Source organism: Arcticibacterium sp. SM2516, from assembly GCF_057914865.1.
Window position 1 is genome coordinate 3,491,727 of the sequence record NZ_CP195290.1, and the last position, 18,238, is coordinate 3,509,964.

At 38.3% G+C, this 18,238-nt stretch carries 9 protein-coding genes; 3 read left to right on the plus strand and 6 right to left on the minus strand.

Annotated elements, in window-relative coordinates:
* Positions 1-281 precede the first annotated feature (281 nt).
* The 3 genes from ACSBFT_RS14550 to ACSBFT_RS14560 all read left to right on the plus strand — a co-directional run bounded on the left by ACSBFT_RS14550 (position 282) and on the right by ACSBFT_RS14560 (position 8,266).
* Positions 282-3,287, plus strand: coding sequence for a SusC/RagA family TonB-linked outer membrane protein (locus ACSBFT_RS14550; protein ID WP_489601162.1), 3,006 nt, complete (start codon positions 282-284; stop codon positions 3,285-3,287).
* A gap of 31 nt (positions 3,288-3,318) precedes the next feature.
* Positions 3,319-4,830 (plus strand): RagB/SusD family nutrient uptake outer membrane protein, encoded by a 1,512-nt coding sequence (locus tag ACSBFT_RS14555; protein ID WP_489601163.1) that lies wholly within the window; start codon positions 3,319-3,321, stop codon positions 4,828-4,830.
* A 109-nt stretch (positions 4,831-4,939) separates the two neighbouring features.
* Positions 4,940-8,266, plus strand: coding sequence for a VCBS repeat-containing protein (locus ACSBFT_RS14560; RefSeq protein WP_489601164.1), 3,327 nt, complete (start codon positions 4,940-4,942; stop codon positions 8,264-8,266).
* A 343-nt stretch (positions 8,267-8,609) separates the two neighbouring features.
* Here the strand turns inward: ACSBFT_RS14560 and ACSBFT_RS14565 are convergent, their stop codons facing one another.
* From ACSBFT_RS14565 to ACSBFT_RS14590, 6 genes are all read right to left on the minus strand, one after another.
* A complete protein-coding gene (locus tag ACSBFT_RS14565; RefSeq protein WP_489601165.1) occupies positions 8,610-11,201 on the minus strand; it encodes a TonB-dependent receptor domain-containing protein in 2,592 nt (863 codons plus the stop codon).
* 249 nt (positions 11,202-11,450) lie between these two features.
* Positions 11,451-12,143 carry a LytR/AlgR family response regulator transcription factor gene (locus ACSBFT_RS14570; protein ID WP_489601166.1) on the minus strand — a complete coding sequence of 231 codons (693 nt, stop codon included), beginning with the start codon at positions 12,141-12,143 and terminating at the stop codon, positions 11,451-11,453.
* Positions 12,133-13,227, minus strand: coding sequence for a sensor histidine kinase (locus tag ACSBFT_RS14575; protein ID WP_489601167.1), 1,095 nt, complete (start codon positions 13,225-13,227; stop codon positions 12,133-12,135). The genes ACSBFT_RS14570 and ACSBFT_RS14575 overlap by 11 nt, the downstream gene beginning before the upstream one ends.
* Positions 13,228-13,350: 123 nt before the next feature.
* Positions 13,351-15,648: a DUF7133 domain-containing protein gene (locus tag ACSBFT_RS14580; RefSeq protein WP_463044616.1), complete on the minus strand. Its 2,298-nt coding sequence runs from the start codon at positions 15,646-15,648 to the stop codon at positions 13,351-13,353.
* A 97-nt stretch (positions 15,649-15,745) separates the two neighbouring features.
* Positions 15,746-17,299 carry a GDSL-type esterase/lipase family protein gene (locus ACSBFT_RS14585; protein ID WP_489601168.1) on the minus strand — a complete coding sequence of 518 codons (1,554 nt, stop codon included), beginning with the start codon at positions 17,297-17,299 and terminating at the stop codon, positions 15,746-15,748.
* Positions 17,300-17,470: 171 nt separating this feature from the next.
* Positions 17,471-18,208: an SDR family NAD(P)-dependent oxidoreductase gene (locus tag ACSBFT_RS14590; protein WP_489601169.1), complete on the minus strand. Its 738-nt coding sequence runs from the start codon at positions 18,206-18,208 to the stop codon at positions 17,471-17,473.
* Positions 18,209-18,238: the final 30 nt, after the last annotated feature.

Below are 18,238 nucleotides of genomic sequence, written 5' to 3' on the forward strand. Positions count from 1 at the left end.
AAAGTTATTATGAATGGCAATTGCGGATACATCATCTATAGGCCCTAAAACTTTAAAAGAAACAAGGATGGTAATAAAGTGCTATGTGTTGCTAATTCAAGCTCACTTGTACAACTAACTATTATGTTGCTTTGTCATGAAATTATTTAACGAAAGTAAGAATTTGAAGTTTCTAGAGAAATTAAGGAGAAATCTTCTATAGAAATAAATAATCCCGAAATAAAAAACAACCTACCTGAGCCTTTAAAACTGTTTAAAACTTTAACAAAAAATCAATTTTTATGAAACAAAAATTACCCTATTTGAAGCAAAGAAAATCAGCTTTACTGCTTGGTCTACTTCTGCTTTTTGGAACATTAGCTTCATACTCTCAGAAGATTAATGTAACCGGTAAAATCACCGACATGGAGAATGCTTCACTTCCTGGAGCCAGTGTTTCTCTAAAGAATTCATCGATCGGAACAATTGCGAATGCGGACGGAAGTTTCAGCATTTCTGCCAATCAAGGTGACATTCTAGTTTGTAGCTTTATTGGGTATACTACTCAAGAAGTCACTGTAAATAGTTCTATCATCAACTTCAGCATGAAAGCCTCAGAAAATAGCTTTGATGAAGTGGTGGTAGTAGGTTATGGAACAAGAAAGAAAAGCGACCTAACGGGTTCTATCTCTCAGGTAAGCTCAAAAGACTTTAAAGAACAACCGCTTACTAGGATTGAAGATGCACTTCAAGGAAGAGCTGCAGGTGTAAATGTAAGTCGTTCTTCTGGTAGCCCAGGAGGAAACATTAAAGTGAGGATACGTGGCGTTAACTCTATCACGGGAAACAATGACCCACTGGTCGTTATTGATGGAATTATTGGTGGAGACCTTGGCTCTCTCAATCCAAATGACATAGAGTCTATGGAGGTATTGAAAGACGCTTCTGCCACTGCTATTTACGGTTCTAGAGGTTCTAACGGTGTTATTTTGGTGTCTACTAAAAAGGGCTCTGATAAATCAACCTTAGATGTAGAATTCTTTACTGGTATTTCTCAAATCCCAAAGTTCATTGAAACCCTTTCCGCATCAGAATTTGCGACCTTAGAAAATCAGAGAAGAATTAACACCGGTGGAGCCGCGGCAATTCCAGATAGCGAGATTGCCACTTTAAGATCTACAGGAGGAACAGACTACCAGCGTGAAGTATTAAGAACTGGAATTTCACAGAATTTCCAAATGTCTACAAGCGGAAGAACTGGTAAAATGAGCTATTTCATGTCAGGTAATTACATGAACCAAGAAGGTGTACTTATCACGACCAATTATAGAAGATTAAGTGGTAGAGTTAACTTAAACTCTCAAATAACAAACAAACTTAAAATAGGTTTTAACTTATTTGGAACCAATCAGAAAAGTCATAACGACATTGATGATACCAGAGAATATCAAGGAAGTATGTTTGTAAGAGCCTTAACTTGGGACCCTACTACACCCATTAGAAATGATAATGGCGACTACAATAATTTCTCTAACAGAGCTTTCTTACACTTAGGGTATAACCCAGTGGCTGCAATGAATCTGAGAGATAACAACAGAAACGTAGATAGAATTAATGCTAACCTAAATCTTTCTTACGACCTACTAGATAACCTAAACTTCACGGTGGTGGGTGGTGCTTCTTCTATCAATAATACAAATGAAAGCTACAGAACCGACCCTCCTTTTCCTAACGCAGGTTATGGAGCTAGCCTGAGCCAAGGCATTCAAATGAGTAATATCCTTTCATGGAACAAAAAAATAGGAATTCATGATCTTAAACTAACAGGTCTTTATGAAATCCAACAAGGCGTTTCAAGATATAATGGATACAATGCCAATAACTTAATTGTACCAGGAGGCTTCTATTTGGCTGAATTAAATTCAGCAACTGCTATTAATAACGATTACAGCAAATCTGGTATAGAGTCGTTTATGGCTCGTGCAGAGTATATCTTTGATGAAAATTTACTTCTAACAGGGACTGTTAGAAGAGACCGCTCTTCACGTTTCAGAAAAGGTAATGATGTCGGAGTTTTCCCTTCTTTAGCTCTAGCTTACAATCTCGGAAACTTAGATTTCCTTCAAAACGGTGGTGCTATTTCTTCGCTTAAACTTCGTGCAGGATGGGGACAGGTGGGTAACCAAAATGTGGCTCCTTATGTAACCTACCCAAGTGTTGACATTAACCGCCCTTACCTTTTTAATGGAGGCACATTAATTCCGGGTTCTTCTCCTGGAGGTTACGGTAACCCAGATTTAACTTGGGAAACTACCACACAGACTAACTTAGGAGTAGACATGGGTCTGTTTAACCAAAGGTTAAATTTAACTATAGATGCATACCAAAAGAACACCACGGACTTATTGCTTCAAGTACCAGTTCCAGATTTTGCTGGTGGAGGCTCTATACTTAAAAACGTTGGTGAAGTAGAAAACAGAGGTTTAGACATCGCCATTGATGGTGTTATCTTAAACAAGAACGATTTCAAATGGAACTCTACATTAAGTGTTTCTTTCGTAAAGAATAAAGTAGCCAGTCTATTTGAGGGAAGACAATCAGTTATCGGTTCATTTAATAACATTGACGGTAGTGGAAGAGCTCTAAACTTTATTGAATTAGGACAGCCAATTGGTCAGTTTTACGGAGAAACATTCCTTGGAACTTGGAAAACCTCTGAAGCTGAGCAAGCCAAGATATACGGTCAAAAACCAGGTGATGCTAAATATCAAAGAGGTGCCGATGGCAATATTACTCTCGGGGCTATCGGAAATGGTACACCTACATTAAGCTGGGGTTTCAATAACACTTTCTCTTACAAAGGATTTGATGCCAACGTATTCTTTACCGGAATGGGTGGTTTCCAAATCTTAAATGTAGTGGATGGTATTTTAGTAGGTGCCACAGGTAACCAAAGAAGCTTTTTCTCTCCTGTACAGCTTAACCAATGGACTCCAGAAAATGAAACAGAGATTCCTGCAGGTGGTCAAAACAGAACAGCTTCTTCTAGATATGTAGAGAAAGGTGATTTCGCAAGATTGAGCAACTTAAGCTTGGGTTACACAATCAAAACCATCCCAAATCTTTCTTCTGTTAAAGTATACGCCAGTGGCCAGAACCTTTTATTACTTACAAAATTCTCTGGATATGATCCTGAAGGTAGTGATAGAGACTATGAAAACGGAAACAACGATACCGCAGCAGGGGTAAACGTAGGAGCATATCCAAATGCTAGAGTAATAACGCTAGGTATTAAGGTGGGCATTTAAGAAGAAATTAATCTAAATAATTAATAAAGAGATGAAAAAAATAAAATTATATAAAAGTGCAAAACTGGGTATTGGTTTGCTGTTTGCCGCTTTTTGCATGTCTAGTTGCCTAGACCTACAAGAAGAGCCAGGCAAGTCAAGACTAGCACCTGGATCTTATTCAAACCAAGCCGAGCTTGAGTTAGGCGTAACGGGTCTTTATAGAATGTTGGCAAACTCTGCTGCCATGACAACCTTCCAAGTCGTTGGCTGGGGTGGAGATGACATGACCACACATAGAGCTTCCAATAAAGCAGACTTTAGAGAATATGATCAAAGAGCCGTATCTCCATTAAATGCTCGTTCTGCCACAAACTGGAGAGATATATATGCCGTAATACGTGCAGCCAATAGTGTTTTATTTAACTCAGAAGGCTTAGTACTTCCAAATAAAGCAACACAAGATGCTTTGATAGGAGAGGCTTATTTCATTAGAGCTATTATGTTTCATCAGTTAGAGCGAATACATGGAGAAATCCCGCTTCACTTAAGTGTAATTCCTGAAGTGGATATGGCCAAATCTCCTGTTTTAGAGGTTTACAAACAAATAGAATCAGACCTTAAGAAGGCGGAATCGCTTCTTCCTACCATTTACCCAGGCGTAAATGCAGGTGCACCAAGACCAAACAAAGGTACCGCTAGAGCGTTCATGGCAAGACTATATTTAGACTGGGCAGGTTTCCCTGTGAAAGATGCCTCTAAATATGCCTTAGCAGCTTCAACAGCGAAATCTGTAATTGACAATGCCGCTAGCCATGGTTTTGGGCTTGTAGAGAACCTTGAAAGCCTATGGACACTTGCAGGTAGATTTAATAAAGAAAGTATGTTCACATTGGTATACTCAAAGGAAAATGGATTGAACAACCGTAAATTCGGAAAATTAGGTCACCCTGCAGATAAATTAGGATGGCAAGAAACTTTCGCTGAGATTAAGTATTTTGAAGATTTCCCTGAACAGCCTCGTAAAAAAGCCACCTACAGAACTGATTACAAATGGGAAGATTTCACGGACCAAGCAAACCCTGTTTTCAAGAAAATTGTTGGTCCTGAAGGTGATATCTCTTTAAACGATTTCAATACAAACAGAAACGATTACGTCATGAGATACGCAGAGCTCTTATTACTTTATGCAGAAGCATCTGGTAGAGCTGGTACCGTAACCGCAGACGCTTGGGAAGCACTTAATAAAATCAAAAGAAGAGCAGAAGGCTTACCTTTAGACGCTGTCAGCAATAAAGACTATTCAAGTGCGAGTGGAAATATTGCCGACATTGCCTACCTAGAAAGGAAATGGGAATTAGCAGGTGAATACATAAGATGGAATGACTTGGTGCGTATGGAACAGGTTCAAACGGCATTGACGGCTCGTTCAAAAGTAACTTCTAAGAATTCTGCAGGAGTAACATTGACAGAACCAAACCCAATTGTGGGTTCTCTTGGAACGGATAATTATTTCGCTCCAATTCCCCAGAATGAAGTAAATCTAAATCCTAATCTTAAATAAAAGGACTATTTTGAGTTGGCCTATCGGCAGAATCCACCATTGGATTCTGCCGTTTTTATATTCAACCATTCCATCTGATTTTGTTACCTTAGCTCACTAATAAAACATTATGAGAAAGCTCTATTTTCTAGGACTACTGTCGATTTCTATCTGTTCATGCACCACTTCTTCGCAAGAAGAATCAATGATTTTTGAGGAAATAAAATCTTCGTACTCTGGCGTAAACTTTGTCAATAAAATAGAAGAAACAGAAGCTGCCAATTACTTCAAATATATGTACATGTATATTGGTGGAGGGGTGGCTGCAGCAGATTTTGATAACGATGGTCTGGAAGATCTATTTTTAGTATCCAATTCTCATGAAAGTAAGCTTTACAAAAATACAGGAGACTTTAAATTTGAAGACATTACAGAAACTTCTGGAATTACAAAACAGCCAGGCTTTGATGTGGGAGCGGCAGTTGCAGATGTCAATAATGATGGTTGGCTAGATATCTACATTACTAGAGGCGGCTGGGTGGAAGACAATGACGGCTTTGCCAACATGCTTTATATTAACAATGGCATATCTGTTTTGCCTAACGGCACAAAAGGAGTAACGTTCACAGAAAAAGCCAAGGAGTATGGGCTTGATGACAAAAACAGAGGTATTGCCGCAACCTTTTTTGATTATGACCATGATGGAGACCTTGACCTCTTTATGAGCAATACCCCAGACTTTGAAGACAAAGGCAATGTCGTTTTAGATCTAGAGAAAGTAGCACTAGACCCCAAAACCTCCACACTTAAAGGCTCCGATAAATTATACAGAAATAACGGTGGAAGTCATTTTGAAGATGTCAGCATCTTCGCTGGCCTTAAACCCGATATCGGTTTTGGATTAAGTCCGCAGGTGGGAGATATTAACAATGATGGCTGGCTGGACATTTATGTTTGTAACGATTTCAGAATTCCTGATTTTGTATATGTAAACAACCAGAACGGCACATTCACTGACCTTAGAAATGAGAAACTCAGACACATGTCATTTAACAGTATGGGCTCAGATATTGCCGATATTAATAATGATGGCATGATGGACATCTTTACGCTAGACATGAATCCAGAAGATTATGTGAGAGCCAAAACCACTATGGGAATGACCTCGCAATATCTTTTTGAGCTGATGGTAGACAAAAACTACCACCATCAATACATGCATAACATGCTGCAGCTTAACAATGGTGATGGCACATTCAGTGAAATAGCCAATTTAGCAGGTACGGCTAACACAGATTGGAGCTGGGCATGCTTATTTGCAGATTTCGATTTGGATGGATATAACGACATCTATGTTACCAACGGAGTATTTAGGGACGTGATTGATAGAGACGTAAACGATGAAATCTTAAAAACGCTACGCTCCAGAGGTAAAAAACCCGATGACAAAGATTTTCTAGAATTTGTCAAAAAACTACCGCAACAAAAACTCAACAACTACTTTTTCAAAAACAACGGAGACCTCACTTTCAAAGACGTTAGCACACAATGGCTAAAACCTAAACCTACTTTTTCCAACGGAGCGGCATATGCCGATTTTGACAATGACGGAGACTTAGACGTCGTGGTCAGTAACTTAAATGATGAAACGACAATTCTAAAAAATAATGCCGTAGAAGAAAAAAAAGGAGATTTCCTGAAACTCAAAATTGAAGGTTCGGAAAGCAATATTTTTGGCATTGGCTCCATCGTAAAACTATATCTTGATTCGGGTGAGATTCTGACCAGACAGTTACTCACTACGAGAGGATTCCTCTCATCCGTTTCGCAAATCATGCATTTTGGCTTAAACTCAAATGCAAAGATTACGAAAGGTGAAATCATTTGGCCAGATGGCAAAACACAGTCTTTAACCGAATTCAAGCATAATCAAACCATAATAATAAAATACAATCCTAGCAATATAAACACGGATACTCCGGAGATTGAAAAGAAGCTATTCGCAGAATTGCCCTCTTTATTTAAACACGAGGAGGTGATTTTTGATGACTTCAAATTACAAAGCCTTCTTCCGCAAAAGTATTCACAACTAGGCCCCTCCTTGGCCGTAGCCGATATCAATGGAGATGGCTATGAAGACTTTTATATTGGTGGTGCAGCAAAGCAAGCGGGGCAACTGTTCATAGCTACTAGCGACAACAAGTTCAAGGTTTCTCCACAAATCGATTTTGAAGTAGATAAAGCATCTGAAGACTCCGATGCTATCTTCTTTGATGCCGACGGCGATAAGGATTTAGACCTTCTGGTCTTAAGCGGCAGTGCAGAATACGCAAATGATTATACCGCACTGGTTCATAGACTATACCTTAACAATGGCAAAGGCATTTTCGAAAGAGACTATATGCTTTTTCCGCATATTGGAGGCGTGGGAGCCGTAGTGAAGGTTAGCGATTTTGATAAAGATGGAGACCAAGATATTTTTATAGGGCAGAGAATGGTGCCCGGTTATTATCCACTGGCTCCTGCTCATTATTTGCTTATTAATAATAACGGCATGTTTGAAGATATGGCAGCCTATTTTGCACCTGAGCTTCAAAATGTTGGCATGATTACGGACGCCATTTGGGACGACATAGACAATGATAATGACCTAGACTTAGTAGTATGCGGAGAATGGATGGGTGTAACCGTTTTTGAAAACCAAGGAAACAGATTTGCCACATCTGAGAAATATAAATCCCTCTCAGAGACTACTGGCTGGTGGAATAAGATACTCATAGTAGATATCGATAATGATGGTGACAAAGATATAGTTGCAGGAAATTTAGGTTTAAATTCTAAGCATAAAGCTTCCAAAGAATATCCACTAGGCCTTTACTCTAACGACTACGACGGTAATGGTGTTATAGACCCCATTTTAACCACTTACTATGATGGCAAAGAAGTTCCCGTAAGAGGAAGAATGGCATTTATTCAGCAAATGCCTACCATTGGAAATAAACTCACCACCTTTAAAGGCTTTGCATCAAAAAATATCCAAGAATTACTGGGTGAAGGTTTTAAGAACAGTAGGAGTTTTAAAGCTTCGGAGCTAAGGTCAGGCATCTTTATAAACGACGGAAAAATGAACTATATTTTTCAGGCGTTTACACCTCAAATTCAGACCTCTGTAATTAACAGCATCCTATATGAAGATTTTGATGGTGATGGTTTTAGTGATTTACTGATGGCCGGAAATAATTACCCCTGTGAAAATGAAACCACAAGAATGGATGCCGGAAATGGATACCTCCTCTTAGGAAATGGAAAAGGAAAATTCACTTTTTCGCAAAATCATAAAAATGGATTTTGGGCACAAAAAGATGTAAGAAAAATGGCCTTGATCCATTCAAACGGAACCTCAGGTGTATTGGTTGGAAACAATAATGACGTTTTGCAGCAATTTAAATTTAAATAATCCGTCTTCTGACATCTTAGATAATCCTAAAAAGATTCAACCCGATTTATGCATTGGAGAACTGTAACGAGTTACTAAAGTGTAATAATTCAAATATTTAAACGAGATTAGCATAGCGTTTACCCTGATCTAAAGGGCTATAGTGATTGGGTTTAAATGGGTTTACGAACTGATTTGAAGCAATTTAGTTACGGCCCCGAAAGCTATCGGGAGATTTTCTAATGCATAAAGCGGGTTCAAGCACTCTACCTCGCTGACCTAATCATTTTATGAAAGATAAAAGCCATCCCAGTAAAACTGAGATGACTTATTTTATGTAAACATATACGACAACAGAATATGTTTACTGCATTTGCATTCCTTCCATAGATGATGCGTTTCCTTTTTTCTTAAACATATTAGCATCCATTTGACCAAATCTGAAAGAGAAGTTCAATTTGATTTGCTGCGGATTATTTAATCTATAATACGTTTGTGAGAAACCATCTCCTGAAGATACCTGCGTATTTCCTCTGGTACGGAAAATATCGTTAGCAGATAGCGTTAAAGAAGCCACATCGTTCTTCAAAAAGCTTTTCTTGATGGCAACATCTACACCGTAGAATGGCTCAATATACCCTTGAGAAGAACTTTGAGCAGTGCTAGGAGGTCCAAAGCTTTGTCCTTGAGAAACTGGAAGGTTAGTTTTTCCTTGATAGTCTCCAGAAAGCTGAATGACCCATTTGTTTTTCAAACTAAAGTTGTTGTTTATCTTACCAAAAGTTGTCCATAAGGCATCCTGAGAAGAATTGTTTTCAATGTTCTCCGTGTTGATTCTAGAGTTATAGAAGTTCACATTCGCTGTGAAATCCCACCATTTTTGAATCTTATTGGTATAGGTTACTTCTGCACCGTAGTTTTCGCTTGAGTTAGCATTTACGTAAGTGTTAATCAAATCAAGGTTTCCACTAATTGGGTTTATCTCTTGGCTTAAATATCTCGTGATTAAGTTATTGGTATGCTTATAGTAAATGGAGGTCAAAAAAGTGCCCGTTCCTTTTGACTTACTGTAAGAAAGCTCGGTAGAGGTCGTAAACTCAGGAACCAAATCGGCGTTTCCTTGCGTGATGTTTAGGCTATCGCTATAATCAATGAAAGGAATTATCTGAAAGAAATTTGGTCTGTTAACTCTTCTGGTTACGCTAAATTGTAGCTGATCTGTAGGACTAAGGTTTTTGCTTAAAAACAAAGATGGAAATAAGCTAACAGGATAATCATTGCTGAATTTTTCACCCGTGTTTAACAAGTCTCCATTATAGGCGGAGCTTTCTACTCTAACCCCAGCTTTATAAGAAAACACTGTTCCTACTTTTCCGCTTAGAGAAACATAGGCGGCATACACATTATTAGTACTTTCATAATTTGTAGAGGCAGAGGCTATTGGTAAAAAGACATCAGAACCAATGGCTTTAAGCGTATTGTCATTGATGTTTTCTAGTGTGTTTATTTGAGCTCTCACCCCTAACTCAATGTTGCCATTGTTTTTTAACGGCTTTACATAATCTGTTTGGAAGGTCATGAAACCATTGTTTCCGTTTCCTAAGTTTTTCTGAATTTGAACGCCAGTTATTTGATTAGCATCGCCCAAGTAATTGGTGGTATAAGTACCATTGTTTCCGTTTGTTCCACCGAAATAGTTAAGATCCATAGTCAGTTCTTCACCTGCGGTAGGGAAACTATGTCTGAATCCTAGTTGCAAACCCTTTGGTTGAAACTGTCTTGTAGAACTAGAAAGTCTGTTGCTTAGACTTGAGACATTTCCCACAGTATTTGTAATTAGGATGTTCTCTTCAGGGCTAAACTTTCCGCCACCTATCACGCCACCTAAAGAAACCGACGTTCTGTTTGAGATATAATAGTCCAAACCTATCCTTCCGAAACCTAGCAATCCTGTAGTTTCACTTACAATGTCTTGATACGTATTAGCCGAAATGCCTTCAATCATACTACTACGCTCGCTATAGCCATCCACATTCTTATTAATCCTCATTCCCATACCCATCACAGATAAGTTAACCTTACCCTGTCTTACATTGAAATTACCCATCACATTGCTTCCACCGTAGTTATCAGCACCAAGATTAAACATGCCATTATATCCGCTCTTCTTGTTTTTCTTAAGTACAATATTCAGGATACCTGCCATACTTCCAGAGGCATCATATTTAGCAGAAGGATTAGTGATAATTTCCACTTTTTCAATAGCATCTGCTGGAATTTGACTCAAGGTCAATGTAGTAGGTCTTCCATCGATAAATAAGGTAGGTGAAGCGTTTCTAAGCTTAACGTTTCCGTCAATGTCAACCTGCAAAGAAGGTACATTTCTCATCACGTCAACAGCGGTACCACCAGCGGTAACAATGTTTTTATCTACGTTGAAAATTTTCTTGTCAATGTCCATCTCGAGTAAAGCCTTTTGAGCTGTTACCGTTACGGCATCTAAAACTTGGGTATCGTTTTCTAAAACCAAGTTTCCTAAATCCTTTTCAAAGGCTGCCATCATTTTGGCTATCATGGCTGGGTCTGGCTTTTGACCAGGTTTCATACCCGACATATCTGGTTTGTTAAATATTATTGGGAAATCAGTAGTAGCAAAACCTACTGAACTTACTTTAAGGCTGATTTTTGAAAAAGCCGGTAATTCTGAGAAATCAAAGTCTCCATTCATTTCAGAAGTTTGAGCTTTCACCACTATTTCTTTCGGAGATTGTGTAGTGCTATCTAGCACGCTTTTCATGATAATAACCGTGGCAAATCCCACTGGCTTTCCATCGTTGTCAATGACTTTTCCGAAGACATGCCCTTTGTTTGGATCTTGTCTATTTGCTCCAGGAAACTGAGCTAAGGCCGAGAAGCCTATGAGTGTGGTTAAGAATAATGTTAGTAAATTTTTCATTTGTATATGTTTTTCTGTTGTCTTGGCTTGGCGAAATTTCAAGTGCGTCGCTAAATCCATGTGACAAAGGAATACCCTTAAGGAGGCTGTTTACAAATGAAAAAGTGGGAGTGTATACGGATACACAAAAAGTGTATACCGATGAAATTGGGTTTTGATGGAAATGGTTAAAAAGAGCCTAATAATTTCCCTCTAATTGTCACCAACTATCACTAGAAAGCAAATATAAATAAGTGGTTTTGATGCTAATTACATAGTTGGAAGACTATCAATATATTTCTTTCCAACAGGGATCTCTACAGCTCCTAAAGTCAGTTTTGAAAGATTTACTCCTGTTATTTTTGAGGAATTGACTATGAAAGAATTATGGATTCTGACGAAATCAGTTTCTGGCAATTTTTTCTCCATGCCTTTCAGATTGCTTCTAGTGAGTAGTGGATACACCCTACTTTCCAAATATATTTTAACATAGTCTTTTAAGCCTTCTATATAGATTATTTCGTTAAAGAAGAGCTTTACTTTTTTGTACTCACAAGTCACTACAATATAATTTTCTTCTTCAGAAGATTGCTCAGCAGTTTTGAGCTTTATGAGATTAACTACTTTTTCAATAGCCGCACCGAGTCGTTCTTTTCTGATTGGTTTGAGAAGGTAGTCCACCGCGTTTAACTCAAAACCTTCTACTGCGTATTGATGATAAGCTGTGGTGAAAATGACTAATGGTGGATTTTCTAGGTCTCTTATAAAATTAGTACCCAACATTTCTGGCATCTGAATATCAGAAAAAATTAAGTCTACTTTTTCATTTTTAAGATAATCTGCCACGCCCACTGGGCTTGAGTATTTCTCACAAACTTCAATATCATTAAAACCAAGAAGGTCGTCTTCCAGAATATCTAGGGCAAAAGGCTCATCGTCAATAAGTATGCATTTAATCTTCATGGAGCTGAAGTTTCATGATGACTTCAAAATACTCGGAGTCATTATTTATAGCCAATTCATACCTATTTGGGTATAAAAGCTCCAATCGTCTTTTGATATTAACAAGACCGATACCTTCGTTTGACAAATTACTGGATGTGACCAATATTTTGTTTCTAGAAGAGAAAGTCAGCATGTCACTCGATGTCGATATTTCAAATTGAATCTCGGGTTCATTCTTACTATCAATGCCATATTTAAAGGCATTTTCTACAAAATGGATAAAAAGTAAAGGCTGAATGGCAACAGAACCGAGATTTTGTTGAACAATAAACTCAACTTTGCCTTTTTTAGGCAATCTCAACTTCTGAAGTTCTATATAATTATTAAGATGCTCTATTTCATGAGAAACATCTACTTTGCTATCACCTACTTCGTAAATGATATATCTAAGTATCTCCGACAATTTAAGGATGGCTTCTTCTGAAAAATCAGACTTTTTACGCACCAACCAACGAATATTATTCAAAGTGTTGAACAAAAAGTGAGGACTGATTTGAAGCTTTAGCATACTCAACTCCGCGGCAGTTTTTTCTAGCTCAGTGAGTTGATTAATTTCTTTTTGCCTTCTCCGCTCATTAAACAAATACAGCATGGTGCTAGTGAGAATATCAATAGAATACAGCAGTGTAGGCCAAAGCACAATGGGTATCCACATCCAGTTTTCACTTCTCTCACTTGCCGTTTTCTTACTTTGGTTTTCTATAAACTCTGGGCTGTTGACAATAAAATGTTGAAACGAATAATAATTAAGAGTCACATAGATTAACAAGCCCAAAAATATAATTAGAACGAAAAGCCAGTTACGGTTTTTTGCCAAGTATTTAGTACCTAAATACTTGAGATTGAAATAAAAGAGAAGCATCAAATACAGGGTAGAGATTCCCTGCATCATTAAAAATCCCTTATTGGCAGTAGCCCATTTTTCGGGTTCGTAAAGGAAGTTTACATATGGCAAAAGAAACAAAACAGCCCAAACGATGCTATGCGTTATGATAGACCTTGTGTTTCGCTTTTCCTGAAAATCAATTGTTTTTAATGCCATATTGCTTTATCTGATGTGCTGAAGTACGGTATTTATTAGCAATATAAGTAGAATGCCCCTAAAGTTTAGTTCAGGGGCATTCGCTCTCTATGTGATGAAATAGCATTTTAAAAGTCAGGAATTCTACTTAAAAAATTCCTTCTCTAACAGTTCTTTCTCGGTATAAAGTGCACCATCTTTCGGCTTGTCTTCTCTTAGTTTTTTAATCTCTTCAGCAGAAATTCGCTTCAAATCTTTTGCAAAAGCATTTTGCAAATAATGGGTAATATCAACAATGTCTTGGTCTGAGATATCGGTATTATTTGAAAGTGCAGGCATGTCATTGTTCAACTCATAAAGCTTTCCATTAACATGAAGAGGACCACTTATTCCATGCAAGATAACAGAAGCTAAGCGATGTATAGAACCATCTATATATTCTGATTCTTTTAAGGGTGGAGCTAGCCCAGCTATACCAGAGCCATCTGGCCCATGACATGCACCACAAATAGTTCTAAAAAGTTTCAGCCCGTTGGTACGGCCATCATCTTTCCCAGTCTCCCTTACAAATATGGAATTCATTTCGTTTTTTTCTTTGTTCGCTAAGGTTCTTTCAAGATTCATAGTCAGAAACTTATTGGTCTTGTGCTCTTTAAGGAAAAGCTCCTCTTGTCCTTCCAAACTACTAATTACGGCTTCTTGGATAGTCATGTTCTCCATATACCTTTCGGATATTTTAGCCAGAACAGGCTGAAAGATTGCCGGAGATAGCTTTACCCAAGGATTCAATGAAACACTTAGGTATAAGTCTGAGATAGGGTCGGCACTTGACAATACTTTGGAACTCACCGTCGTCATCTGTTGAATATTACCTTGCGAGGCAAAAGGCTCCATTAATCTCAAGATGTGAGCAATGGTCTCGGGATTCTTAGTTTGATTTAAAACCTGGACTAAATAATCAAACGAAAGTAAATTTAAACCTTCAAGTGTATAAAGAGCATGAACAGCGGTGCCAAACTCATTATCAACCGTAGCAACGTTCATCAAGTCCTTTTTAACAGATTTCTTATTATAGGTAATAAGTAATTGTTGGGCACGGTCTCTTGTCCAACCGTTGGAACTACTTAATAATGGCACCAACTCTTTTGGAGATAGCTTACCTAAATTACCAATGGCACTAGGTTTACGCTCCTTATGTGTCACTTTTAATATTCGTCCAGCATTTTGAAGCGTGTCCAGTTTCCGCTCTGATAATAATTCCGTCAAATACTGTGAAATAAAGGCTTTATGCTGAATAATACCACGATGCATATCTACGATGTACATGGCACCTTCAGGACCATTGAAAAGGTTAACAGGTCTAAAACCTTCATCCGTAGACGCTATAAATTCCTTATCATCCCATGCCTGCTGAGCCGTGGTTTTGATACTACTAAAGTTTAGAATATTTCTTTTGATAAGGTTTGCCTCTGGAACACAAACGAAGACATTTTGATTATAATCTTTTGGGAAGATATCACCTCTATAAACCACTGGGCCACAAGAAGCCGTTACGTTTCTAAGAATTCCGTTTTGGTCCAAAACACCATCTTGGTAACCTCTATTTACAGCCGTGGCATGTAAGGGATATACCCTTTGGTTTCTAGTCAAAACCTGATTTATAGAAGCCGTAGGTTTATAATATTGATTTCTGATAAGGGTATTTGGCAGTACATAGTCTCCTTGAAGTTGGGTAGAATTATTGTTAAAATATAAACGACCAAAATTGTCTTTAGTAATTCCCCACTGCCCTCTATAAGAACTCGGCTCTTTTAGCCATTTCCCATTCAATAAGCGGTATCTGAAATTAGTATTGGCATTATAAATCCAGTTGTCAATGTTCATCATCAATCCATTTGGTTGATGCTCTACGTTTCCGCCATCGGCGTAAAGAGGGTCAACAAGGGTTCTTTTACCTGGCTTGTCATTTTTTATTTTGACAAAATAGAGAGCGGGACCATCGGTGTATAGAAGCCCGCCGTAGGCATGGGCAATAGCTCTTGGGAGTACTAGCCCTTCTAAAAAGACCTTGGAGTGGTCTACGCGGCCATCATTATCTAAGTCTTCTAAAATAGTAATACGACCGTTTGGCTCCTCCTCTCCTATTCCTTCTAGGTTAGGCATATAACCAATCATTTCTACTACCCAGATTCTACCTTGATCATCAAAATCCATAGTGACTGGAGCAGAAAAATGTGGTTCAGAAGCCACAAGACTTAACTCAAAACCTTCCTCTACTTTATACGAATCTAAAGAGATTTCGGGTTCGTCAAAAAGGAAATTGGCAGTGAAAGAAAAGGCAACAAGGGAAAATAAAAGAAGTAAGAGATACTTACTTGATTTTAGAGATATCATAGAGTCTTTGGGCGTTTTTACGTTATACTTCACAAATATAAACGCCATTTCTGACTCTTATTTCATTTTTTGTGTCAATCCTTCATTAATATATGTCATAATGACAAATATTAAGTTTTAAGATATGAATAATGCAGGTTTATTGTCATTTCAACACCTCCAACATAAGTTTACCCATTATAGCGTAGGCTTTCATCGTTGGGTGAACGCCGTCTTGTGCTAAATCGGGGTCCATGCCATTGCCCGCATTTTTTAGTGGTGTATGGTAATCTACATATTTAAGACCTCTGGTTTTTGCCAGGGCTTTTAAGCGGGTGTTTAATTTTAAGATTTCATCCGATTTGTCACCTAAGCCTAGTCTCCACTCAAACTTGGTAGCAGGAAGTACGGAGGCTAAAACTACTTCTATTCCATTTTTTTGAGCAATATCAATCATGGATTCAATATTGCCGATGGTTAAATCCTGACTATAAGGCCCTGTGTTTTCTGCCACGTCATTGGTGCCTATATGAATAAGTACTTTTTCAGGTTTAAGGTCAATCACATCTTGTCTAAAACGAATAAGCAGCTGGGTAGATGTTTGTGCTGAAATACCTCGGCCTATGAAGTTGTTTTTTTGAAAGAAACTAGAATCCAGGCTGTACCATGCATCAGTGATGGAGTCTCCTATGAGTACTGCTTTTATCTTTTTGCCTTTGTCTTTTTTATTGGCTGCAGCATATCTCTGAATACCACCCATGTCATTTTTCAATTTGTTTCCATCTTCTTTATTTCCCTGAGCTATTTCCCACTGGCCGTAAATTTTTTCATACTTGCTTGGTCTTATTTTATCTCTAAGTCCTTGCGTCCAAAGCCAATCTCCAAATCTTTCGTACCAAGTATCTACTGGTAGTTTTTGCTGACGCATGCCAAAACCATGACCACCTTTTTCGTAAATATGTAATTCCGCAGGTTGACCAGCTTCATACCATTTTTCATAAATAAAAATACTCATTGGCATCATACCCAGTTGGTCATCGCCTGCTACGGTAATAAAGATGGGCGTTTTGGCGGCTGGCATTTCAGAGCCAAGCACGGCAGGTTGGTAAGCATAAATGGGTGCTAAGAAGTTAGGTTTGCCGCTTTGAGGAGCTGAATAAGCTACAGACATGGCCAAAGTACCTCCAGCCGAAAAGCCCATGAATCCAATTTTCTTTGGGTCAATTTCCATTTCTGAAGCATGTTCTCTGACGTATTCCATGGCTTTTATTCCGTCTTGCGTAGCCTGTTTTACATACGGGGCATTTTCTGCATCTAATGTTTTAGAATCGCCCATTTTAGACATCAATTCTTTTACAGGGTCTTCTGTAAAACTAGGTGCTACTCTGTATTTTAAAACAAAAGCCGCTATACCTATACTGTTAAGGTATTTTGCTACATCTATACCTTCACTATTAATACTTAATGTATGAAAAGCCCCGCCTGGGGCTATAATTACAGCCGTACCGGTAGTCAAATGTTTTGGAGGTAAATAGGCTATTAAGCAAGGCTCGGTTACATTATAAATAACTTCGGTATTAAACATGTTTTGGATAGAAACCTGCTCTTTCCACGTAGCGTTTTCCGAACCCGGTGCCACACCGTCGTAAAGTTTAATTATATCTTGAGCATAGAGCGATTGTAGAGAAAGAAAGAGTAACAGACCAGAAAGTAATTTCATTTGATAAGGGAGAATTTAAATTTGTTACCAATTTAGACTTTTAAACGCTCACCAATTAAATTAGACCGCCAGTTTTTCTAGAACTTTAAGTGTTATACCTCAGGGTTTCACTGACTACTAGCTATATTTTCCGCTAATAAAGCTATGTTTATTCTACTACGAAATCAACACCTACAAAAGCCTTCCCCCATCTACGGTAATGATATTTCCTGTTGAAAACGTTAACTGTGTTGCCACTGAAAACACCGCATTGGCGACATCTTCTCCCTGAGCAAATCGCTCAAGTGGCGTGTTCTCAATTTGATTTTGAAGAAATTTAGGGTCAAAACTTTTAGTATATTCTCCTTCAACAAAACCCGGAGAAACGGAAACCACACGAATTTTAGGAGCTAATGCTCTAGCCAAAGAACGTGTCATAGAATCCACAGCTGCTTTAGATGCACAGTAGGCTACATTACTGCCTATCCCATAAATACCAGCTATTGAAGAAATATTCACAATCAACGAGGTTTCAGTATCCGCTGACTTTACCAATAAGTCTTTCATGGCACGTACCATGGCAAAGCCTCCTCTAAAGTTAGTCTGCATGATTTTGTCAATCCACTCGTCGCCAAGTCCTTCCAAATCGTCATGAGGTACAGGAATGGTTATGCCAGCATTATTAACCAGCACGTCTAGTCTACCATATTTTTCTACTATAAAATCTCTTAACGCATTTACCTTTTCTTGATTGGTATTGGGTGCATGAAAAACACTATGGTTGTCACCAGGCAAGGCTACTTTTACCGTTTCCGCTTTTGCGGCATTGGTATTATAGGTGATGATTACGGCATAGCCATTCTCTGCAAACTTTTTACTAATCGCCGAACCAATTTCTCCTGCTCCTCCTGTTACTAATACCGTTTTCATTTCCAATTTATTTGATTCCTATTCATCGCA